The following is a 20,318-nucleotide window of genomic DNA, read 5'->3' on the forward strand; positions in this document are numbered from 1 at the left end:
TCACTGATCGACTGGTGACCAGTGTGGCGCGCCGCACTGACATCGCGTCAGGCTGGGACGGGCAGGGAGCCGACGACGATGAGCTGTCTGCCCTGCGAGGCAGCACACGGGCCTCGCCGGGGAGGGGAGCGCGCGGCGGCTTGGGTCAGGCCCGCCCTTAGTTGCCGGGGCGCTCAGCGTGCTGGCTCTCACGGACACGGGATTCCGCTTCAGCACGGGTGGGACCCCAGGCGACGGCGCCGGTCTTCTGGTCGAGGGCCATCACGCCGCGGCTCTCGCTCTCGATGTCGTCGGCAAGGTAGATGATCTGCGCGTTCACAAGCTGTCCTGATCTGTTCGGAGCCGTCCCGGTGCAGCGTGGGTCGGCGATGGAAAGGGTTCTCCGCTGCCAACGCCGGGACCGCCCGGCTGGTCACGACAGAGCGGGCAGACGGGTCCTCTCGCTGCACGGGCGCCGTCCCCGTCTTGCCTGTACCTGACACGGACCAGCCACCGTGGGCGGTTGCGACAACGTCCCACGGGCATACGGGTCGGCAGGAGGTGCACGGTGACGAGACAATCCGAAGCTCCGGCCTGGCCCCGGCCGGGAGCACGCTGGGGGCCCTGGCTCTACTGGCCGATGCTCTGTCTGAGTACCGCTCTCCTGGTGTGGCGAGTCGTGGACGGCGCCATGGCGGGAGAAATCACCACCGCCGCCCTCATGTGCGTGGCGTTCGTCATCCTCCTGATCGCCAACCGAAGGCATCGACGACAGCGACACACCGGCGCCTGAGCCGGTGGGTGGTTGCCACGGGTGACAGGGGGCCGAGCAACGTGAGACAGGAACCCACTCCCTCCCAGGGGAGCTTTCACTACAACGGGGCTGTTGTGCGCCACCACCCCCACAGTTACCGCACCCGCCCGTAGAGTCACAGAGATGTCTTACGGGAAGGGCGCATCGCATGACCCAGGACTTAACTGAACTCGGCCGCGTCGGCGGGGTGTTGAACCAAGCGCTGGCGTTGCTGGTGGGCGAGCAGAACCGCCTGGAGCAACAGTACGGGAAGCGGTACGGGGACAGCGTCGCGGGCAGCCCCGGGCAGACGGTGCATGGGATCGGCGAGCTTTCCGGCGGTGTGCGTGACGCGCTCGGTCGCGTGGCCCTGGCCGCCGGGTACACGGCGCTGGGTCTGGACGAACAAGCCGAACGTGCGATCCGCACGGCACGCCTGAAACCAGTGGGCGTCCCCTCCGGCCTCGATCGCATGGCACGTCCCCTCGGCGACGCCACCGTGCGGGCACTGGAGATGATCCGCGATCTCGACGAGTTCTTCGGCGGGAACGTCGGGCTCGCCATCGACGTGGCCCTCGCCGCTCCACAAGCCACGTACCCACCCGACGACTGGACGACCTACGACCGGCAACGGATCAACCGCCCCGACTGATCCCGCAACAAAAGGCCGACGCCGCGAGCGCGGCCACACTCGCCGCGAGTGCCAAGGTGCCCGGAAGGGACCAGGTCACGAGGGGACCCGCGGCCGCCGCCCCCAGCGCGAATCCGGTGATCTTCAGGCTGGCGCCGGTCGTGAAGATCTGGCCGCGCAGGTGTTCTGGGGATTCTCGGTGGCGGATGGCGAACAAGGCGGTCAGTTGCGGGCCTTCACCTGCCCCCGCCAGGAGTACGGCCGCGACGAGCACCACGGGTGATCCCGTGCTCGCCAGGGCGAGCGCGACAGCCTGAAGCAGGGCGCCCGCCCAGATGATCGTGTCGGGGGCGACCGCACGCGGAAACCGTACGAGTACTGCGTTGGCCACCAAGGCGGAGGCAGCAGCGCAGGAGAGCAGCATCGCGCCGCGGCCTGCTCCGCCCAGGACGCGCTCCCCCAGGAGCGGGATGCACGCCGTCAGCATCCCCGTGGCGGCACAGGAGATGACGGAGCTGAGGGTCGCCCGGGCCAGGGCCGGCCTCCTCGCGATGGTCCGCATTCCGGCGGCAAGGTCAGTGATCACCGAGGTCGGCTGCCTGCCACGTGTCAGAGAAATCGCCTGCCCGCCCCGCGTCAGAGAAGTCGTCTGCCTGCCCCGCGCCCGAACGAGGCGGGCGAGACGAGCCGAACGGGTTGGACGAGCAGGACGCCCAGGGCGGTCCGGACCCGCAGGCAGCAACCACGCGGCCGGCAACGCCAGGCCGATGAGTACCACGGAGGCCACTACCGCCGACGGAGCCCCCCACGCTTCCGCGATGGCCCCGGCCAGTGCCGGACCGGCCAGACTCGCCACGCTGAAGGTCATGGCATCGAGCGCGTTCGCCCGGGGCAGGTGGTCGGGCGCGTTCGCCCGGGGCAGGTCGTCGCCGCGCACCACGCGCGGCAGTTGGGCCGTCCAGCCGCCTGAGAGAGCCGGACCCAGCAGCCCTGTCGCCAAAGCGATGAGGATGGTGACGGCGAACGGTGTCCGGCCGAGTCCCGCAAGCAGCACGGCCAGCCCCACCGTGTACATGAGCAGGGCCCCGGCCAGCAGGCGTCCCGGGCGTTCCGCTCTGTCCAGGAGGGCCCCGAGCACCGGCCCGCCCACCGCTGCGGAGAGCGTGAGGCCCGCGAGCAGCGATGACGCCTCGACGGTCGAGCCGGCCACGGCGTATCCCGCCAGCATCAACGCCGGCCCCGACATCTCGTCCCCCGCACGTGCCACCACCGCTCCGGCGAGGTAGAGGCGGAGTGAGTAACCCTTTCCCATCGGCGAGACGTTACGGAGGTAACTCAAAACTCCACAAGATGCGTTACATTCCCCTCGTGCCCCCACACAGCGACGACTGGTCCACCCGGCACTCCGTGCTGGCCACGGCGCGGCGAACCGCCGCCCTGCTCAACGCCCTTGCCGATGACAGCCCCGACCCGGCGGAGGTCGCCGATGTGCTGCGCGCATACGGGGAGACCGACCCCATCGACCTCACTCCCCGCGAGGTCACCGGGATGCGGGCAGCCGCCGCTCTGCTGCGGCAGGTCTTCGCCGCCGAGCACGTCGACGACGCCGCGGCCACCCTCAACCGTCTCCTTCGGGACCACACCGGAGCGCTCCGCCTGACCTCGCACGGCGGCGGCACCCCCTGGCATCCGCATCTCGACCGTGCCGACGACGCGCCCTGGGACCAGTGGCTCCTGGCCTCCTCCTGCATGGCCCTGGCCGTCCTCGTCTGGGACCGCCAACGCCCGCCCGGCGGGATCTGCGCCTCCCCCAGCTGCCGGAACGTCTTCATCACCCAGGGCAGCGGCCCGGAACGCCGCTACTGCTCCCGCCGATGCGCGACCCGCGAACGCGTCGCGGCCCATCGGCGCTCCCGAACGACGGAAGTTTCATGAGCCGTTGAGTGGCAACACGGTCCGCATGGCTGAAGAGAGAAGAAACTCTGATGACAACGCCGGAAACGCTCGGCAAAGCACGAAGACAGCAGCCGCCAAGGGGCGGTCCACGGCGAGTACAGGGGCGCGCAAGGTGAATACCACAGCACAGAAGGCCAAGCAGGAATCGGCTGAGGCTGCCGAGAAGGCGAAGGGTTCCGCCGGGGAGGCGGCCGACGCCGCCGGTTCCGGTGCGCAGTCGTTCGGGCTCGCGACACAGCGCGCGAAGCAGGCGGCGGCCGCCGGTCTCGAGAGCGGCGGCAAGACGGTGGCAGCGGCCACCGGCAAGGTCACGTCGACGGCGGTCGCCGGCTGGACGCTGGTGAAGAACCGCAAGGCGATAGCCGCGGGTGCCGCTGCGGGTCTGGTCAGTGTGGTAGGTCTTTCCTTCACCGCCGGGCGCAAGACAGCGAAGATCCAGGGCGGACCGCTGACGCGACTGACGCATGGCCACATCTGACTTCTGCCTCATACCACCCACCACTTCAGGCGTCGGGGTGGAGAGAGCTCGACTCTCTCCACCCCGACGCCTTTTTGTGGCCGTAGGCGGTCCTCTCTCACCTCACGCGGAGGGCACCGTGTCCTCGAAGGCGGTTCCCGCGGTGCGGTAGGCGGCCACCTTGGCGGCCACCTGCGCGGGGCTCAGGACCTGGTCCTTGACGTGCAGTACGTAGTCGACCTGCTGGTCGTACGCGCGCGGGCTGGTGCTGGTCTGCCCGGCGAGGTCGATCAGCCACTGGTTGAAGTTGATGGACATGGGCCGCTCCGGCAGATACGCGGCGTCGTGCGTGCCGAACGGCTGGCCGTCGACGTAGTACTTGATGGAGTTGTTGTCGATGGTGACGACGAGGTCGTGCCAGCCGGCGTAGCTCTGCCGGCTCTCGGTGTGCTGGTTGACGGCCTGCCAGGGGTCAGGGTTGTAGGTCTCCCAGGACGTCGTGTAGAGGATGTTCGACGGCTCACCCCATCCGCCGTTGGGCAGGTACTCGAAGTCGTACTCGGCGTAGTCGTCCGCCATCGGTGCCTTGAGGTCGTTGATGGTGAAGAACGTCTGCACCAGGTGGTCGCCGTCCGGGCCGCTCTTGGGTGCGTCGCTGAACTTCACGCGCGCCGCGTAGGTCCCGTTCTTGAACTTCGTTGCCTTGGTGAGCACTTCGGTCTGCTTGGTGCTGGCGCCCGTGCCGGCCGTGGAGGTCTCCAGGTTCATCACCGAGTTGCCGCCGGATGCGGAGAACGTCACGTTCTGTGGTGCCCAGGTCGCACCCGGCACCCCGGGGCCACCCGAGTTGGAGCGCACGTTCCAGCCGTGCGCCGAGAGGGCCGGGTCGTCGTGCTTCGTGTAGTTGAAGTCGTCGAAGAGGCTGGCTCCGGAGCCGGGCGGGTCGGTGGGGTCGGTCGGGTCCGTCGGATCTGTGGGGTCGTTGCCTTCGGGGGCGGTGCCCCAGACCGTCGCTCCGTCCACTTGAGCGGTGACCTTCGTCCAGTTCGCGTAGGAACTCTGCGTGGCGCCGAAGGAGTAGTCGTCGCGCTGGTTCAGCGACTGCCAGTCGGAGCGGTGGAAGCGGAGCTGGAGGTCGCCGCTGTCGGCTCCGGCGGCAAGCGAACCGGCGCCCGAGGTGAAGCCGATCTCCAGGTAGCGGTCGGCGGTGGCGGTCGGGTGGGCGAGTGTGCCGAACGTGCCGGTGATGTTTCCGCAGCCCTTGACGGCCCACGAGCAGGCGAAGCGGTAGGTGGCGCTCGCGGAGTCGGCCTTGAAGTAGTAGCGCAGCTTCACGCCGCTGAGCGCCACCGGGGAGGAGCCGGTGTTCTTCACCTTCAGCCAGGGTTCGGCCTGGTCACTGCCGGTGGAGCCGGTGTGGTACTGGACCGACACGGCGCCCGCGGCGGCTCCGGCCTCGGTGGCGGGCAGCGCGGCGAGAGCGGTGCAGCCCATCAAGGCGACGAGAGCGCAGCGCGTGGATCTCGTGAGAGCGGTGCGGGAGGGCTTTCGTGCAGGACTCATCTCGATTCCTCTCCGAAACGGTGGGGGACGGGGACGTGCGGGTCGAACGGTCCGTGCCGCACGCCGAGCGCGGCGAGCCTGGCGCCGTGGGCGATCAGGCGTGCGCGTGCCGAGGGCCAGGGCGAGGCGCCGTGCCAGGCTCGGTCGGCGAGCGCGGCGAGCCGGGGAAAGGCCAGGTAGTCGACGTGGTCGGCGGTGGGGGCGAGTTCGGTCCACAACTGGGCCTGTACGCCGAGTAGTTCGCCGCCCGCTGTGGCGTCGTCGGGCGGGTCGTGGTCGTGGACGGTGCGTAGGTCGACCACGGCTCCGGGCTGGGCGGGTGGTTCGTCCGGGGATGTGGTCTGGGCGTAGTCGAGGTAGGTGGCGCTGTAGTGGCTGCTGACCACGGTGTGTCCGCGTTTGAGGGCGACGCGGGTGTGCTCGGGGTCGCGCCAGGTCATGACGGTGAACTCGGGCGGCAGGCCCTCCCCTGTCTCGGCCCACGCCGTCGGGATGCGCCCGCGCTGCAGGAGGTGGGCGCCGATCCGGCCGAGGAACCAGCCGCGCAACTCGCCCGGCCCCGACAGGCCTTCGGCTTTGATGCGTTCGCGTGCGGCGGGGCTGGTGGCCCACTCGATGGTGGGGCATTCGTCGCCGCCGACGTGTATGTGCGGGGAGGGGAAGATGTCCAGGGCGGTGTCGAGGACGGTGCGGCAGAAGTCGAGGACGGGTTCGTGGACGCCCAGGACCGTGTCGCACACTCCCCAGCGGGTCCACACGTCGAGTCGGCGGCCCGGGACGTTGCCGAGTTCGGGGTAGGCGGCCAGAGCCGCGCGGGTGTGTCCGGGCATCTCCACCTCGGGCACGATGCTGACACCCCGCTCGGCGGCGTAGGCGACCAGGTCGCGCAACTCCCTTTCCGTGTACGCCCCTTCGTGCGGGGTGCCGTCGAAGATGTCGGATCCGTCGGGTCCCATCATGGACTGTGCGCGCCGCGCGCCCACCTCGGTCAGCAGCGGATAGTCGGCGACCGGCAGGCGCCAGCCCTGGTCGTCGGTGAGGTGCAGGTGCAGCACGTTCAGCTTGTGCAGGGCCAGCAGATCGACGTAGCGGCGCAGGAACGACACGGGCTGGAAGTGGCGTGCCGCGTCGAGCATGAAGCCGCGCCAGACGCGCCGTGGTACGTCGGTGATCTCGACGCAGGGAAGACGCCAGGGCACGCCTGGGCGGGCGCGGCCGGACAGGGCCTCGACGGGGAGCAGTTGCCGGATCGTCTGGATGCCGCGCAGCAGGCCGGTGGGGTGGGCGGCTCGCAGCAGCACGGCGTCGGGCGAGACCGTCAGGCCGTAGCCTTCCGCGCCGAGTCCGCTCAACCCTGGATCGTGGGCGAGGACGAAAGGCCCGTCGGGGGCGGCGGGGAGCGGGAGGCCGGTGGCGGGTGCGATGAGGGTGCGCAGCAGGGCGGCGGCGGGTTCGGCGCCCGGTGTGACACGGAGGGTGGTCGCCGCGCCGAGTGTGAAGTGGCCTGGCCGGAGCGTCAGTTGGGTGGGAGCGGGCACGAGCGTGGGGCGGGACGCGGGCACGGCGGACCTCCGGTGCGGGCCTGGGGGTGCGGGACAGGTGCGGTGCGGGTCAGCCCTTGACGGCGCCGGAGGCGAACCCGGATGTCACGTGTCGCTGCAGCAGCAGGAAGATCGCCAGCGCGGGCAGCGCGAACAGGGTGGAGGCGGCCATGGTGGCGCCCCAGTCGGTGCCGAAGGTGTTGTGGAACGAGGACAGCCACACCGGCAGGGTTCGGTGGTCCTGCTGCTTGATGATCAGGAAGTTGGCGTAGGCGAACTCGTTCCACGCCGTGATGTAGCCGAACAGCGACGTCGCCATCAGTCCCGGCGCGAGCAGCGGGAACGCCACATGCCGGAACGCGCCGAACCGGGTGCAGCCGTCGACCTGGGCCGACTCCTCCAGTTCCGCCGGGATGGTGGCGATGAAGCCGCGCAGCACGACGACGGTGAAAGGCAGCGTCATCATGAAGTAGATGAGGGTCAGCGTGGGCAGTCGGTCGAGCATCCCGGTGTCCCGGGAGATGATGTAGACGGGGATGATCAGGGACTCCCACGGCGCCATCTGCGCGATGAACACCATGAGCATGAACTGGCGGCGCCCGTGCCAGCGCATCCGGGCCACCGCGAACGAGGCACCGAGCGCGACGATCAGGGCCAGGGCGACGGCGGCCAGGGTGACGAGCACGCTGTTGCGCCAGAACAGGGCGAATCCGTCCGCGTCGACGGCCCGTCGGAAGTGGTCGAACGTCCAGCTCTGCGGCAGTAGTTGGGGGCTGTCGGACTGGATGTCGCGGGACGGTTTGAAGGCGGTGGTGACCATCCAGTAGACGGGGAAGAGGCAGACGACGACCGTCACGGTGGCGGCGATGTTGAGCGGCAGGCGGCGCAGTGCGCGCGAGGTCGTCACAGCTCGTTCTCCTGTCGGAACATCTGGCGGAAGTAGGCGACAAGGACGCCGGACATGAGCAGCACGGTCAGCATCGACGCAGCCGATCCGAGGTCGTAGCGCTGCTGGGCCAGTGCGGTCTGCACGGCGTAGACCGGCAGGATCGTCGTGGCGTCGCCGGGGCCGCCGCGGGTCATCACCCAGATCTGCACGAACGCCTTGAACGTCCAGATGACTTCGAGGGAGAGCACGAGCATGAAGATCGGTCGCACGATCGGCAGGGTGACGGAGTGGAAGATGCGGAATCCGGATGCGCCGTCGATGCGCGCGGCCTCGTAGAGCTCGGCGGGCACGGTGGTCAGCGCCGAGTACAGGGTGATCGCGGCGAACGGCACCGACTGCCACACGACCAGGGTGACGAGGATGGCGAACGCCGCCGGCCCGTGGGCCAGCCAGGGATAGCCGTCGAAGGAGCTGAAGCCGAGGCCGGTGAGCGCGTGGTTGACGATCCCGAACTCGGAGTGGAAGAGCCACTGGAACACGGTGGTCGCCGCGACCACGGGCATCGCCCAGGTGAGGACGAGGGCGCTGAGCACGGCCGTGCGGCCGAAGCGCCCGAGCCGCTCGACCATCAGCGCCACGAGCGTCGACAGAACCATGATCAGTGCGACGTTGACGGCCATGAAGAGGAAGGTGCGGCGCACCACGGCCCAGAACCGCGGGTCGGACAGCAGTTCCGTGTAGTTGTCGAGGCCGGTGAAGTGCGCCTCTCCCATGATGAGTTGACGCAGCCCGAAGTCCTGGAAGGAGATCAGGACGGCCCGCGCCAGCGGGTAGACGAGCAGGTACAGCATCCCGAGGACCGTGGGCGCCACGAGCAGGTACGGCCAGATGCCGGCCATCGTCGAGCGGCGGGTGGTGGTGACGGGCGGACGCCGAGGCGGTCGGGACACCACCGGGTCGCGGACGATCGTCACGGCGCACTCCTCTCGGTGTGGTTCGTGGTGCTGGGCTCTGGTGCGGGGTTTTGATGCGAGGAGGTCAAGTGGCCGGTCAGGAGCCGGACTTCATGGCGTTGGTGATGGCGTCGGACGCCTCGGCGGCCTTCTTCTTCGGATCGCCGCCGGTGAGGACGGCGGTCAGGTAGTCCTTGATGGGGTTCTTGGCCTCGACGGCCGCCCAGCCCGGGGTGTTGGGCGTCGCGTGGCCGACGGCCGCTCCGACCGCCATGGCGGAGGCGCCCGGATCGTCGGCGACCGCGCCGGCGAGCGTGGTCTTGTTGGGGACGTAGCTCATGGCGACGGCGAGCTTCTTCTGCCACTTGTCGCCGGTCAGCTCCTTGACGAAGGTGTACGCGGCGTCGTGGTGCTGCGACACCGTCGGGATCACCAGGTCGGAGCCGCCGGTGAAGACCGCGCCCGGGGTGTCGGCCGTCTTGCCCGGGATCGGGAAGAAGCCGAGCTCGTCCTTGAGTTCGGGGTTGTTCTGGGCGACGACGTTGGCTCCGCCCGGCGTGCTGATGACCTGCGCGACCTGGCCCTTGGCCATCACCTCGGCCTGCGGCGGCTGTGCCTCGTCGGAGTCCTTGGGTCCCTTGCCGAGGGCCTGCAGCTTCTCGTAGAAGGCCATCGCGCGCAGCGCCTCGGGGCTGTCCAGCGTGCCCTTCCAGGTGCCGCCCGACTCGGTGGCGAGGTCACCGCCCTCGTCCCAGACGAAGCCGGCGTAGGCATACCAGTTCTGGCCCGGCAGGTAGATGCCCTGCTGGGAGCCCTTGTTGAGCTTCTTCGTCGCGGCCACCCACTGGTCGCGGGTCTTGATGGCGGCGGCGTCGATACCTGCCTTCTCGAAGAGGTCCTTGCGGTAGATGACGACACGGTTCGCCGCGTAGTACGGGATGCCGTACTGCTTGCCCTCCCAGGCCCCCGGTTCGGCGAGCCCCTTGAGCCAGGCGTCGCCACCGAGGTCGTCGACCTTGTCGCTCAAGTCCTTCAGGCCGCCGCTCTGCGCGAACTGGGCGACCTGGGTGTTGCCCGTCTCGATCACATCGGGGGCGTCGTTGCTGGCCAGCGCGGCAGTGACCTTCTCGCCGATGCCGTCCCACTCCTGGATCTGGATGCGTACGTCGATGTCCGGGTGCGCGGCTTCGAAGCCCTTCTCGAAGTCCTTCTGGAAGGCGGCCGAGACACTGTCGCGCATCAGCCAGACATCGATCGCTGTCTTCCCGCCGCCGGCCGAATCCCCGTCACCGGAGCCGGACGAGCAGGCGCTGAGCCCGGCGACCGCGGCGAGCGCGGACACACCGGCAAGGAAACGGAACTTCACGGTTCACCTCTGGGGTGCCGGACCTGACCAGTATCTAGCTGGTCAGGTGACCTCTGGTGAGGGAGAAAGCTGGCATAGACCAATGTCCGCGTCAACCCCCGCCGCACGTACGGGAGTTAATGGTTTGGTTGTCGATCTCCACGCTTTCGTGGTCAACTGGTAAGACAGCTGGTCGTACGGCAAGAGGGGGCGGACGGACGGTGACCACCGACGCGAACGACGCGGGCGGGACGGCGAGGGCAGGGGTCGGACGGCGCTCCTCAGGAGCGGTGCTCAAACGGGAGCGGGTCCGTGACCACCTCCTGCAACTCATCGAGTCACAGCGCCCCGGCGATCCCATCCCCTCCGAACGCGCGCTCTGCGCGGACCTGGGTGTCTCGCGCCCCACCCTGCGCGCGGCCGTCGACGAACTGGTCGCGGCGGGCGTCCTGGTCCGCGAACACGGACGCGGCATGTTCGTCGCGCCGGAGAAGATCACCCAGGAACTGATCTCGCCCGCGCACGGGCTCAAGGTGCCGCGCGCGGGGGGCGCCTGGTCCAGCCGCCTCCTGGAGTTCACCACCATCCAGGCCGGCGCCCGCGTCGGCCGCAAGCTGCGCCTCTCCCCCGCCGCCCGGATCGTGTACGTGGCCCGGCTGCGCCTCGTCGACGGCGCCCCGATGGCCATCGAGCACCTTCACATCCGCGCCGACCTGGTGCCCGGCCTCTCCGCGCAGGAACTGGAGAGCGGCGACCTGTACGAGCACCTGAGCGAACACCATGACGTTCACGTCCGCGAAGCGACCCAGACCATCGAGCCGACGGTGGTGACCCGGGCCGAGGCCGAGGTGCTCGAAGTGCCCGAGCTGTCCCCCGCCCTGCTGGTCGAGCGGCTCACCTCGGACCATTCCGGCTGCCCGGTGGAGTACGTCCACTCGCTCTACCGAGGCGACCGCTACCGCATCGTCTCCCGGCTCACCCTCGGCCCGGCCACGACCGCGCCGGAACAGACGCCCAGCCACCACCCCGGCATCCCACCGGGCGACTTCGCCCACCGGGACACGGTCGCCTCCTCGGCGCACGGCGACGTACAGGCCCGCTGAACCGGGCACCCGCGTCGGCGCCGGTCAGTCCGCCGGAAAGCGTGCTCCCATCGCCCCCAGCCAAACGCGGGGGCGCGCCTCTCCATGCCCGAGGCACGCTCCTCACACACGCTCTGCACACCCTTTGACCGGCATCAACAACGGTCGCTACGGTCCCCGCTGCGATCTTGCAAGTCGACCGAGTGGAGCAGAATCCCGTGTCACACCAAGCGATGTCGGCCCCGGGCTGGCTTCGGGACCACGCCGACACCTTGATAGGCGTCCCGCTGCGCATCGCGCTCATCATCGTGGGCGCGATGATCGTCCGGGGTCTGGCCAAGAAGGCCATCACCCGCGTCGTGCAGCGCATCCTGCAGCCGTCCGAGGAGCAGAACCAGCCTCGCCGCACCAGCCGCGGCCCGGCCGTGCTGCACCGCGACCGCAGCCGGGCCAACGAGCGCCGGGAGCAGCGCGCCCGCACCATCGGCTCGGTGCTCAGCAGCATCGTCACCGTCGTGGTCGGCGTCATGGCCGTGGCCATGCTCCTCGATCAGATCGGCATCGCCCTCGGGCCGCTGCTCGCCAGCGCCGGCGTGGTGGGCCTGGCCATCGGCTTCGGCGCACAGAGCCTCGTCGCGGACTACCTGTCCGGCATGCTCATCATGCTCGAGGACCAATACGGCGTCGGCGACTCCGTAGACCTCGGGGAAGCCGTCGGCGAGGTGGAGCACGTCGGCCTGCGGCTCACCCAGATCCGCGATCTCAACGGCGGCCTGTGGCACATCCGCAACGGCGAGATCCTTCGCGTGCGCAACGACAGCCAGGAGTGGGCCCGCGCCGTCCTGGACGTCTCGGTGGCGTACGAGTCCAATCTCGACACCGTCTACAGCGCCTTGGAACGTACCGGTCGCGCCATGCGCCAAGAGGCCCAGTTCGCCTCGGTTCTGCTGGAGGACCCCGCAGTCTGGGGAGTTCAGTCCCTGGACGCGGACGGCATCATGGTCCGCGTGGCCGTCAAGACCCTCCCCCTCCAGCAGTGGGCCGTCACCCGCGAGCTGCGCCGTCGCGTCAAGGAGGCCCTGGACGAAGCGGGAATCGACATCCCCTACCCCCAGCGCACCGTGTGGATGCGTACGGACAACGACATCACGGTCACCACAGGCAGCAGGACATCAGCGGCCAACTGACCGAGCTGCGGCAGGTGGTGCTGTGTCCGCCTCCCGTCTGCCGCCGAGTGCCTACCGCCTACCGTCTACCGCTTGCGCAACAGTGCGCAGACCAAGTTCTCCTCCACGGACCGCAGTTGCTTCAGGAGTTCAGGCTTGTTCGTCTTGTTGATCTGCGTGGTGAGGGAGAGGGTCAGCGACTGTTTGCCGTTCGGGGAGGCTGCGATCAGTTGCGTGTAGCCGGGGAAGTTGCCCGTGTGGCCGTACACCACACCACAGCGGGTGGCGTACCGGAAGAGGCCCAGGCCGGCCTTGTTCTTGCCGGGGCCCGCGGGTTCGGACGCGCCGTTCACCCACTTCAGCTGCTGTCGGCGCGTCCGGTCGGAGATCAGCTTTCCGCCCGCGTAGCCGCGGATGAACGCCGTCATGTCCTTCGGCGTGGAGATGATCCCGCCCGACGCCCACACGCCTGACGCACTCAGTACCTCACTGAGGTCCTCGGGCGGGTTCGGCGGGGTGACGTCATAGCCGTGCATGTACGGCCTGGGCATCCGGTAGCCCTGCGGCAGGCTCGTGCCGCGCAGTCCCAGCGGGCGGTACACGAACTCGGCGAGCAGTTCCTCGTAGGGGCGGTCCGTCACCGCCTCCGCCATCAGCGCCACGGCGATGTTGTCGGAGTTGGAGTAGGTGTAACGGGCCCCGGGGCGGAACACCAACGGTTCATGGGCCACGAAGTCCAGCAGCCTGCGGGAGTCGAAGTGACGGCGCGGGTTCTCGATCACCAGGTCCAGGAACCTGGGGTTCGCGCTGAAGTCCGGCAGGCCGCTGGTGTGGTTCAGGAGCTGGCGCAGCGTGACGCGGTGCCATGCGCGCGGCAGCCGGGGAAGCACCTTGCCGATGGTGTCGTTCAGGCGCAGCTTCCCGCAGTCGACGAGGTGGAGGGCGACGGCTCCGCTGTACGCCTTGGCCGTACTGGCGATGCGCATGTGGTCGGTGGCCCTGATCGGGCGGTCGGTGCCGACTTTGGCGACCCCGGCCCGGAGGACCTCGGTACGATGCCCGCGCTTGAGGACGGCGATCGCTCCGGGCGGTCCGCCGGGCGCGGTGGTCAGTTCCCGCAACTGACGTTGCAGCGCGCGGTCGTCGCCCGAGGACACATTCGCGGCGTGGGCCGGGGCCTGCACCAGACCCGCCGCGCAGGCAGCGGCCAGGAGAGCGACCAGGGGCAGGCGGACCTGGACCTGCGGAAAGCTGGGAGCTGGCACGGAAGAACTCCTGAGGCATAAGCGCGGCGGGACGTCAGAGCGACCAGTTACCGAAAGGGCAGCTGGTCTTCTGGGCCCACAGGTGTTCCAGCACCAACGTGCTCCCCACCAGGGCACCTTCTGTTCATCCCATAACAGGATGAACAGAAACAAACGGCTGCCCAAAGTCCTACGTGACGCGGCCGTACTGCATCTCAATGAGTGACACGGATGCCACCGGCACACGCCTTAAGGGATCACCGTTCCCGAGCCGTTGTCGTTGCTCAGGTTCGCGCCGAACAACGCCTGCGCCGCCGGTGCACCGATGTCCACCGGGTTGTACGCGACCGACTGCGAGGCCGTCGCCCCTGAGGCGGCACCGCGCAGCAGCCACACCGCACCGCCGTTGACGACGCTGCCCAGGTTCTCGCCCGGCGCCCCGGTCACCAGGTCCGCCTTGCCCTCGCCCGTCATGTCGAGTACGCGCAGCGACCCGCCGAACAGGTCGCCGGGCTCCGCGACGCCCGGCACCCCCTCCGTGTCCTGGTGGAACGCCTGCGCGCCCGTGCCGGTCAGCCCGTTCTTGCCGCCCTTGAGCAGCACCACGGCGCCCGCCTTGGCCTTCGAACCGATCGCCTCGCCCGGCACCCCCACGGCCAGGTCGGGGTAGCCGTCGGCGTTCACGTCGCCGGTGGCCAGCCGTCCGCCGAACTGGTCGCCCTTCTCGCTCGCCCCGGGGACGCCCGCCGTGCTCTGGGTGATCGTCTGCGTGCGGGTCTGGCTCGGGCCGGCCGGCGAACCGTAGTAAATCTTGACGGTGCCGGGGTCCTCCTCGGTGCCCTCCGTGTCGCCGTTGGGGAAGATCCGGGTGGCGAGGTCGGCGTAGCCGTCGTGGTCGAAGTCGGCGACGGCCGTGCCGGCGGAAGAGTTCAGGCGTTGCGGGACGGTGGACAGGCCGGTCTTGGTGCCGAGCCACAGCTTGCCGCCCTCGGCGTGGTTCTCGTAGACGTAGAAGGTCGCGAGGTCCTCGATGCCGTCGCCGTTGAAGTCGCCTGTGGCTGTCGAGTTGATGGAGTTGTCGGTGCTGTAGACCTTGACCTGCTGGTCGCGGGCGGGGGCGCCGCTCCGGGTGAAGGGGCCGTAGAGCACGTCGTGGTAGTCGTAGTCCGTGCCGTTTCGCATGAACAGATCCGCGTGCCCGTCGGCGTCGAAATCGCCCGCGGTGAGGTCGTCGCCGACCTCGGCGTCCGCCGGTGCGCCGATACGGACGGCGCCCTCACCGGAGACACCGGTCTCCCGGCCCCACAGCACGCTCACCGAGCCGTTGACGTTCTCATCCGGCCGGTAGTCGCGGGCGACCACCGCCAGGTCGGTCAGGCCGTCGCCGTCCAGGTCCCGGGAGATCATCGCGTGGCCGAAGACGTGGTTGTCGCCCGAGGCGCCGGGCACACCGGCGGTGTCCTGGGTGATGACCGTGGTGCGGGCGGGGTCGAGACCCCGCGCCGAACCGTAGCTGACGGTGATGTGACCGGCCCGGGCATGGCCGCCGACCTTCGCACCGGGGGCTGCGACGGCCACGTCCTGGTAGCCGTCACCGTCGAAGTCCTCGCGCACGGTCGCGGCGCCGTCCTCCGCGAAGGCGCTGCCCGCGACGATCGGCACGCCGAGCGATCCGATCAGGGCGGCGGCCACGGCGGTCGATATGGCAGGTCGGCGGATGCCCACGGTTCCTCCTTGAGCGCGAGCGACGTAGAGACACGTGCGCGCAGATGTGATTCACCTTCGAGACTCATGGAAACCGCGGATGGTTGTGCGGAGAACGGCACCTGAACGGGCGGAGGAGGCGGCGCGGGCCGAGAATGCCTCAGGTGGTGATGGTCGCCACGGGATCGAGGCCGTAGGTGCGGGCATAGCCGTTCTCGGCGCCGACGAGCAGGTCCACGACCTCGAAGTAGCGCTCCCAGAAGGGGGTTTCCCGCAGTGCGTCGATGAGGAGCTGGTAGTCATGATGACTGTCCGCTTCCCACACCCAGACGTCGGTGACTCGGGCCGAGTAGAACTCGGTGTCGTAGAAACGTGAGCGGACGCCGGTGGTCCTGGCCTCGATCACGGGAACGACTTCGGTGGCGAAGGCGTTCACCCGTTCCTGGACGGTCACGGCGAGCCATTCGGGGGTGGTCTTGACGAGGATGAAGGCGGTCACCGCTGCTTCGGCGTCCTTGGTGGGCATGAGGGATCCTTTCGACTGGCGTGTGATGGTGATGTGGTGGGGGCCACCCATTCGGTGGTGCGGTGGTCGGGCCTGGGTCAGGCCAGGACGGCCGGCTTGAGGGTCTGGGCGCACCACTGCTCGAAGGTGGTGGGTGACGCGGTGTCCGCGGTGCGGGTGACGCCCGCGTCGAGGCCGTCGTCCTTGGCCTGCTTCATGTCGGCGATGCCCTGTACGAACGCTGCGTCGAGGCCGTAGCCGACGAGAGTGGTGCGCAGATCTTGCAGCGACTGGCGCTCGTAGCGCACGGGGTGGCCCAGCTGCTCGCTCATGATGCGGGCCAGGTCGTTGGGGGAAAGGTCTTGGGGCCCGAGAACCGGGACGTCGCCGGTGCCGGTCCAGGAGCGGTCGAGGAGCAGGCGTGCCGCGACTGCGGCGATGTCGGCGACGGCGACGTAGGGGGCCTTGCGGTCGGCGTCGGCGGCATCCGTGAAGAGGCCCTTCTCGCGGATCGAGTCGGCCTCCTCCAGGAGGTTCTCGAAGAAGGAAGGGTTGGCCAGGGCCCGGTAGGCGGCGCCGGTTGTCGCGATGAGGTCGTCCATGGCGAGGGATGCGGTGACGAGCCCGGCCCGGTCGGCGAGCGGAGTGCCCCGGCCGAGCGCGGAGACGCCGACGACGTGCGCGACGCCGTGGGCGGCGAGCGCCTTCGCTGCGGGGCGCGTGAAGCCGAGGTAGGCGTCGGCCGGAGGCAGAGAAGCGTCCGGGGGAACGAGCCAGAAGACGGCGTCCGCGCCCTCGAAGGCCCGGTCGACGACCTCGGGATCGCCGTGCGAACCGACGACCACCTCGACGTGGTCGCGTACCTCGTCGAGGAGTCGGGCCGGATCGCGTGCGATCACGCGCAGTTCCTCGCCGTGGGTGGGGGCGTCGCGGACGAGCTGGGGCAGCAGGTGGCGGCCGATGTTCCCCGTGGGAGCAGTGATGACGATCATGAAAACCTCGGTGGGTCGTGCCGGATCGGTACGTCCCTCATCCTGCTGAGGATCGCGGTGATGCCACAATGGGAACCTTGGCACGCAATCATTGCCTGAAATGGAATTATCCTGGTGAACAGCCCTGATCCGGTCATCGACGCGAATCTCGCTGTCGCGCTCGACGCCTTGCTGAGCGAGCAGAGCGTCACGCGCGCCGCCGCACGCCTGCACACCTCCCCGGCAGCCATGAGCCGCACCCTGGCCCGCCTGCGCCGCATCCTCCAGGACCCGCTGCTGGTCCGGGCCGGGCAGAGCATGGTTCCCACTCCGCGCGCCCTGGCCCTGCGGGACGAGGCCGCCGTGGTCGTACGCAGCCTGGGCGCGCTGCTCTCCCCCGGCACGGCGGTCGACCCCGCCACCTTGCGCAGCACCTTCACTCTGCAGGCCTCCGATCTGGTCGGCTCGGCACTGGCCTTCGGCCTGCTGCGACTGACCCGGCAGGAGGCGCCTGGGATCTCCTTGCGGTTCATGGCCGAGGAGTGGGAGGCCGGGCCGGCCCTGCGCGATGGCCGGATCGATCTGGAGGTCGGCTCCATCGACCACGTCGATCCCGAGACCCAGGTCGAAAAGTTGCTCACCCTGCGGATGGTGGCGGCCGTCCGGCCCGGCCACCCCTTGACCGAGGAGCCCCTGACCCCGGCCCGCCTCGCCGCCGCCGACCATGTCGCGGTCAGCCGCCGCGGCCGGTTCACGGGCCCCCTCGACACCGCCCTGGCCACACACGACCTCCGCCGGCGGGTCACGGTCGTCCTTCCCGGTCACCTGGCCGCGATGGCCCTTGCCGCCCGCAGTGACGTCGTCTGCCTGGTCCCCGCGGCGCTCCCCGGCGCGGCCGGTTCGCCCCTCACCGCCGACGCCACCGCCCTCGGCCTGCACCTCCTCGACATTCCGCTGCCCCTGCCGCCCCTGACCATCGGCATGGCCTGGCACCCCCGCCAGGCCGCCGACGGAGCCCACCGCTGGCTCCGCGACGCCGTACGCCGCACACTTCAGGCACCGGAAGGCTCAACTGCCTGACGGCTCCGCGCACTTCATCGGCCGATCACCGGGTTCGAGGGATGCGGCGGGCCCCAGTCCGGTGGCAGCAGGGCCCACGAGCCATGTTGCAGCCACTGCCCGAAACGGATCGGTGCGGCGCCGCCGACGTGATCGAGGGAGAGCGGGACGCTCCTTTCGCACGTCGCCCGCCCGTCCCACCACACCGTGCCTGCCAGCGGGCCGGTCAGCGCCAGCAGGGTGGAGAATCCACAGCCGTGTTCCTGTAGTTCGATGGCGCCCGCCGTCTTCCAGTCCTCGAATCTGCCCACCTCGTCGTCCCAGAGGCGCCAGGCACTCCGGTACGCGCTCTCGGTCGCGAAGGCCTCGGCCCGCGGTTCGCGATCCATCAACTCGTCGTCGGCCTCGACGTAGGAGTCGGGATGGGGAAACGGCACGGCCAGGAGTGCGCGCCGCTCTTCGTCGTTCCCGGCCCACCACCAGCCGCGGTCGGTCCGCGTCAGCCCGGCCAGCGCTCCGCCCGCGCTGACTTCGCGAAGGTAGGTGCGGTACTCCTCGGGGAGGAGCACACCCAGCTCGCGCTCGGCCTCGGCTATCTCGGCCTCGGAGAGGGGCGGTTCATTCATGGAGTGATCCTAGAAGCGCCGCGCGGCGGCAATTCCCTCCGGGGAATGGCCCGGTGACCACCGCCACGGTTACAACGGGTCCGTGGACTTCCCTCAGGTACTTCGCGAGCGGCGCACCCGCCGTCATCTCAGCCAACTCGAGCTGGCGCTTCGGGCGGGCACCACGCAGCGGCATCTCAGCTTCATCGAATCGGGGAGGTCCTCCCCCGGCCGCAACATGGTCGTGCGCCTGGCCGAGTCGCTGCAACTGCCCCTGCGTGAGCGCAACGAACTGCTGCTGGCCGCGGGGTACGCACCCGTCTACCCCGAGAGCGCACTCGACAACCCGGCACTGGCTCCCGTGCGCACCGCGATCGATCACATCCTCCGTGGGCATCTGCCGTATCCGGCGCTGGTCGTGGACCGTGGTGGAGACCTGGTCGCCGCGAACAGCGCGTTCGACCTGATCACCGAGGGGGCCGATCCCGAGCTGCTCGGCCCCGGCAAGAACGTCTACCGACTGGCGCTGCACCCCCAGGGACTCGCTCCCCGCATCCGCAATCTCGCCGAATGGGCGCGCCACATCCTGGCCCGCCTCGGCCACCTGGAAGAGCTGCGTGCCGAGCTCAGTGGTTACGTTCCGCCGCTGGCTCCGTCCGACGGGACACTCGGTTTCGCGGTTCCGCTCCGTATGCGGTCCTCGTACGGTGAGCTGCGCCTGATGACGACCGTGACCACCTTCGCGACCGCCCTCGACGTCACCCTCGCCGAGCTGAAGCTGGAGGCGTTCCTGCCGGCCGACGCGGCGACAGCCGAGGCCCTCTCGGCGGCCGCCGGGTCACTGGGCGTCTTCGCTGCCGCGGATCAGGCCCCGGGGAACATGTAGTCGGTCTTGATCCGCCCGTCGTCGTCGAGCACGAGGACTTCCAGGCCGCCGCCCACCACGTCGTCGTTCTCGGCGGACACCGTCTCCCAGCGGAACTTGACCACATCTTGGAGGCGTACGGCGTCGTTGCGGGAGCGGAAGATGAGTCCCTGCTTCTCGACGAACCGTTCGTGGCTTCGCGCCACTCGGGCCTCGATGGCGTCGTACCCCTGGGCCACCAACGTCGTGTTGTCGAAGCCGAGTTCGGCGGCGATCTCCCTGATCTCCGCGGGCGGGTGGAGGATGTGCGTGCCGTCCTCGGCCCACAGCCGCTCGATGACCGCGCGCCGTTCGGCGGCGTCGGACAGCGTCCATTGCGTGATGTAGCGGTCGGCCAGGTACTGCGGGTCGATCTCGGTCATCTGAAACTCCTTGCAGGACAGGTCACTTCGGACCAGATCCTGCGATGCCGGGCCTCGACCGACAATTCCCTGCCGGGAATGACCCGCCTGGCACACCAGGCGAATGCCACCGACGGACACGGACACCCCACACTCATCGCGGCGCACGAATACCGACATGCGACGACCGGGTCACAGCGGGATGATTGAGGCATCAGCTCCACGCGCCACCTGGGGTCCGAATGCCCACGCAGAACCCGCCACCACCGCAGGGCTGGGGTTCGTCACCCGGTCGATCGTCGTGGGGGCAGCGGCCGCCGCCTCGGAGGGGTGGGTGCGGATGCGCTCTGCTGAACGCGGCGCGTTGGCCGTCAGCTGAAATTCGGATCACCAATCACAGTTCGAAGGTGTCGAACTATTGGGTCGACGTCGAGTTCCTCGACGCGAAGGGCGAGCGCATCTCCGAGGGCTTCGCCGCGACCAGCAACTTGGCTCCCGATCGCGTGGCGAACGAGACGGCCACCGGCACGCGAGAAGCAACGGGAACGGTGACGTGCCGGGTCACCGATGTCACCCGTTACGCGTCGCCGTAAAGAAGCCGCCGACACC

At 69.4% G+C, this 20,318-nt stretch carries 22 protein-coding genes; 9 read left to right on the plus strand and 13 right to left on the minus strand.

Features of this window, described 5'->3' with window-relative positions; all coding sequences use genetic code 11:
• Window positions 1–157: 157 nt before the first annotated feature.
• Window positions 158–319 carry a hypothetical protein gene (locus ACWFRU_RS05100; protein WP_453684725.1) on the minus strand — a complete coding sequence of 54 codons (162 nt, stop codon included), beginning with the start codon at window positions 317–319 and terminating at the stop codon, window positions 158–160.
• A gap of 228 nt (window positions 320–547) precedes the next feature.
• Between ACWFRU_RS05100 and ACWFRU_RS05105 the strand changes: the two genes are divergently transcribed.
• Window positions 548–772 (plus strand): hypothetical protein, encoded by a 225-nt coding sequence (locus tag ACWFRU_RS05105; protein ID WP_453684726.1) that lies wholly within the window; start codon window positions 548–550, stop codon window positions 770–772.
• A gap of 169 nt (window positions 773–941) precedes the next feature.
• Entirely contained in the window at window positions 942–1,424 is a 483-nt protein-coding gene (locus ACWFRU_RS05110) for a hypothetical protein (protein WP_453684727.1), read from the plus strand.
• On the opposite strand, the gene ACWFRU_RS05115 is transcribed toward ACWFRU_RS05110, so the two are convergent.
• Window positions 1,408–2,715: an MFS transporter gene (locus ACWFRU_RS05115; RefSeq protein WP_453684728.1), complete on the minus strand. Its 1,308-nt coding sequence runs from the start codon at window positions 2,713–2,715 to the stop codon at window positions 1,408–1,410. The two genes, ACWFRU_RS05110 and ACWFRU_RS05115, sit on opposite strands and share 17 nt — an antisense overlap.
• Before the next feature lie 38 nt (window positions 2,716–2,753).
• Between ACWFRU_RS05115 and ACWFRU_RS05120 the strand changes: the two genes are divergently transcribed.
• Entirely contained in the window at window positions 2,754–3,338 is a 585-nt protein-coding gene (locus ACWFRU_RS05120; protein WP_453684729.1) for a CGNR zinc finger domain-containing protein, read from the plus strand.
• Window positions 3,339–3,471: 133 nt separating this feature from the next.
• Window positions 3,472–3,837 (plus strand): hypothetical protein, encoded by a 366-nt coding sequence (locus ACWFRU_RS05125; RefSeq protein ID WP_453684730.1) that lies wholly within the window; start codon window positions 3,472–3,474, stop codon window positions 3,835–3,837.
• Window positions 3,838–3,939: 102 nt separating this feature from the next.
• On the opposite strand, the gene ACWFRU_RS05130 is transcribed toward ACWFRU_RS05125, so the two are convergent.
• The 5 genes from ACWFRU_RS05130 to ACWFRU_RS05150 all read right to left on the minus strand — a co-directional run bounded on the left by ACWFRU_RS05130 (window position 3,940) and on the right by ACWFRU_RS05150 (window position 10,128).
• Window positions 3,940–5,310, minus strand: a complete 1,371-nt coding sequence (locus ACWFRU_RS05130) for a cellulose binding domain-containing protein (RefSeq protein ID WP_453685261.1) — start codon at window positions 5,308–5,310, stop codon at window positions 3,940–3,942.
• Window positions 5,311–5,375: 65 nt separating this feature from the next.
• Window positions 5,376–6,941 carry a beta-N-acetylhexosaminidase gene (locus ACWFRU_RS05135; protein ID WP_453684731.1) on the minus strand — a complete coding sequence of 522 codons (1,566 nt, stop codon included), beginning with the start codon at window positions 6,939–6,941 and terminating at the stop codon, window positions 5,376–5,378.
• A 49-nt stretch (window positions 6,942–6,990) separates the two neighbouring features.
• On the minus strand, window positions 6,991–7,827 hold the full coding sequence (locus tag ACWFRU_RS05140) for a carbohydrate ABC transporter permease (protein ID WP_453684732.1): 837 nt from the start codon (window positions 7,825–7,827) through the stop codon (window positions 6,991–6,993).
• Window positions 7,824–8,708, minus strand: a complete 885-nt coding sequence (locus ACWFRU_RS05145) for a carbohydrate ABC transporter permease (protein WP_453685262.1) — start codon at window positions 8,706–8,708, stop codon at window positions 7,824–7,826. The genes ACWFRU_RS05140 and ACWFRU_RS05145 overlap by 4 nt, the downstream gene beginning before the upstream one ends.
• A 151-nt stretch (window positions 8,709–8,859) precedes the next feature.
• On the minus strand, window positions 8,860–10,128 hold the full coding sequence (locus ACWFRU_RS05150; RefSeq protein WP_453684733.1) for an extracellular solute-binding protein: 1,269 nt from the start codon (window positions 10,126–10,128) through the stop codon (window positions 8,860–8,862).
• Window positions 10,129–10,397: 269 nt separating this feature from the next.
• Between ACWFRU_RS05150 and ACWFRU_RS05155 the strand changes: the two genes are divergently transcribed.
• Both ACWFRU_RS05155 and ACWFRU_RS05160 read left to right on the plus strand, forming a co-directional pair.
• Entirely contained in the window at window positions 10,398–11,210 is an 813-nt protein-coding gene (locus ACWFRU_RS05155) for a GntR family transcriptional regulator (RefSeq protein WP_453685263.1), read from the plus strand.
• Between the two features lie 197 nt (window positions 11,211–11,407).
• A complete protein-coding gene (locus ACWFRU_RS05160; protein ID WP_453684734.1) occupies window positions 11,408–12,376 on the plus strand; it encodes a mechanosensitive ion channel family protein in 969 nt (322 codons plus the stop codon).
• 65 nt (window positions 12,377–12,441) lie between these two features.
• Here ACWFRU_RS05160 and ACWFRU_RS05165 read toward each other — a convergent pair whose 3' ends face one another.
• The 4 genes from ACWFRU_RS05165 to ACWFRU_RS05180 all read right to left on the minus strand — a co-directional run bounded on the left by ACWFRU_RS05165 (window position 12,442) and on the right by ACWFRU_RS05180 (window position 16,800).
• The gene (locus ACWFRU_RS05165) at window positions 12,442–13,620 is read right to left on the minus strand and encodes a serine hydrolase domain-containing protein (RefSeq protein WP_453684735.1); all 1,179 of its coding nucleotides are present in this window, start codon (window positions 13,618–13,620) and stop codon (window positions 12,442–12,444) included.
• 228 nt (window positions 13,621–13,848) lie between these two features.
• Window positions 13,849–15,324 carry an FG-GAP and VCBS repeat-containing protein gene (locus tag ACWFRU_RS05170; RefSeq protein ID WP_453684736.1) on the minus strand — a complete coding sequence of 492 codons (1,476 nt, stop codon included), beginning with the start codon at window positions 15,322–15,324 and terminating at the stop codon, window positions 13,849–13,851.
• Window positions 15,325–15,463: 139 nt separating this feature from the next.
• A complete protein-coding gene (locus ACWFRU_RS05175; RefSeq protein WP_453684737.1) occupies window positions 15,464–15,829 on the minus strand; it encodes a darcynin family protein in 366 nt (121 codons plus the stop codon).
• A gap of 77 nt (window positions 15,830–15,906) precedes the next feature.
• The gene (locus tag ACWFRU_RS05180; protein WP_453684738.1) at window positions 15,907–16,800 is read right to left on the minus strand and encodes an NAD(P)H-binding protein; all 894 of its coding nucleotides are present in this window, start codon (window positions 16,798–16,800) and stop codon (window positions 15,907–15,909) included.
• A gap of 114 nt (window positions 16,801–16,914) precedes the next feature.
• Here ACWFRU_RS05180 and ACWFRU_RS05185 point away from each other — a divergent pair, with 114 nt between their 5' ends.
• Window positions 16,915–17,859: a LysR family transcriptional regulator gene (locus ACWFRU_RS05185; RefSeq protein ID WP_453684739.1), complete on the plus strand. Its 945-nt coding sequence runs from the start codon at window positions 16,915–16,917 to the stop codon at window positions 17,857–17,859.
• Window positions 17,860–17,873: 14 nt separating this feature from the next.
• Here the strand turns inward: ACWFRU_RS05185 and ACWFRU_RS05190 are convergent, their stop codons facing one another.
• Window positions 17,874–18,464 (minus strand): SMI1/KNR4 family protein, encoded by a 591-nt coding sequence (locus tag ACWFRU_RS05190; RefSeq protein WP_453684740.1) that lies wholly within the window; start codon window positions 18,462–18,464, stop codon window positions 17,874–17,876.
• 82 nt (window positions 18,465–18,546) lie between these two features.
• Between ACWFRU_RS05190 and ACWFRU_RS05195 the strand changes: the two genes are divergently transcribed.
• The gene (locus tag ACWFRU_RS05195) at window positions 18,547–19,329 is read left to right on the plus strand and encodes a helix-turn-helix domain-containing protein (protein ID WP_453684741.1); all 783 of its coding nucleotides are present in this window, start codon (window positions 18,547–18,549) and stop codon (window positions 19,327–19,329) included.
• On the opposite strand, the gene ACWFRU_RS05200 is transcribed toward ACWFRU_RS05195, so the two are convergent.
• Window positions 19,308–19,730, minus strand: coding sequence for a hypothetical protein (locus tag ACWFRU_RS05200; protein WP_453684742.1), 423 nt, complete (start codon window positions 19,728–19,730; stop codon window positions 19,308–19,310). The genes ACWFRU_RS05195 and ACWFRU_RS05200 overlap by 22 nt on opposite strands.
• 221 nt (window positions 19,731–19,951) lie before the next feature.
• Here ACWFRU_RS05200 and ACWFRU_RS05205 point away from each other — a divergent pair, with 221 nt between their 5' ends.
• On the plus strand, window positions 19,952–20,302 hold the full coding sequence (locus tag ACWFRU_RS05205) for an FxLYD domain-containing protein (protein WP_453684743.1): 351 nt from the start codon (window positions 19,952–19,954) through the stop codon (window positions 20,300–20,302).
• Window positions 20,303–20,318: the final 16 nt, after the last annotated feature.

This window comes from Streptomyces sp. NPDC055099 (assembly GCF_053607685.1).

What these genes read in the sequence shown, in the direction of transcription:
- ACWFRU_RS05145 (WP_453685262.1), bottom strand. Translation starts at nt 8,708, where the DNA reads ATGGCCGGCATCTGGCCGTACCTGCTCGTGGCGCCCACGGTCCTCGGG.
- ACWFRU_RS05110 (WP_453684727.1), top strand. Translation starts at nt 942, where the DNA reads ATGACCCAGGACTTAACTGAACTCGGCCGCGTCGGCGGGGTGTTGAAC.
- ACWFRU_RS05190 (WP_453684740.1), bottom strand. Translation starts at nt 18,464, where the DNA reads ATGAATGAACCGCCCCTCTCCGAGGCCGAGATAGCCGAGGCCGAGCGC.
- ACWFRU_RS05205 (WP_453684743.1), top strand. Translation starts at nt 19,952, where the DNA reads ATGCCCACGCAGAACCCGCCACCACCGCAGGGCTGGGGTTCGTCACCC.
- ACWFRU_RS05175 (WP_453684737.1), bottom strand. Translation starts at nt 15,829, where the DNA reads ATGCCCACCAAGGACGCCGAAGCAGCGGTGACCGCCTTCATCCTCGTC.
- ACWFRU_RS05180 (WP_453684738.1), bottom strand. Translation starts at nt 16,800, where the DNA reads ATGATCGTCATCACTGCTCCCACGGGGAACATCGGCCGCCACCTGCTG.
- ACWFRU_RS05200 (WP_453684742.1), bottom strand. Translation starts at nt 19,730, where the DNA reads ATGACCGAGATCGACCCGCAGTACCTGGCCGACCGCTACATCACGCAA.
- ACWFRU_RS05115 (WP_453684728.1), bottom strand. Translation starts at nt 2,715, where the DNA reads ATGGGAAAGGGTTACTCACTCCGCCTCTACCTCGCCGGAGCGGTGGTG.
- ACWFRU_RS05130 (WP_453685261.1), bottom strand. Translation starts at nt 5,310, where the DNA reads ATGGGCTGCACCGCTCTCGCCGCGCTGCCCGCCACCGAGGCCGGAGCC.
- ACWFRU_RS05120 (WP_453684729.1), top strand. Translation starts at nt 2,754, where the DNA reads ATGCGTTACATTCCCCTCGTGCCCCCACACAGCGACGACTGGTCCACC.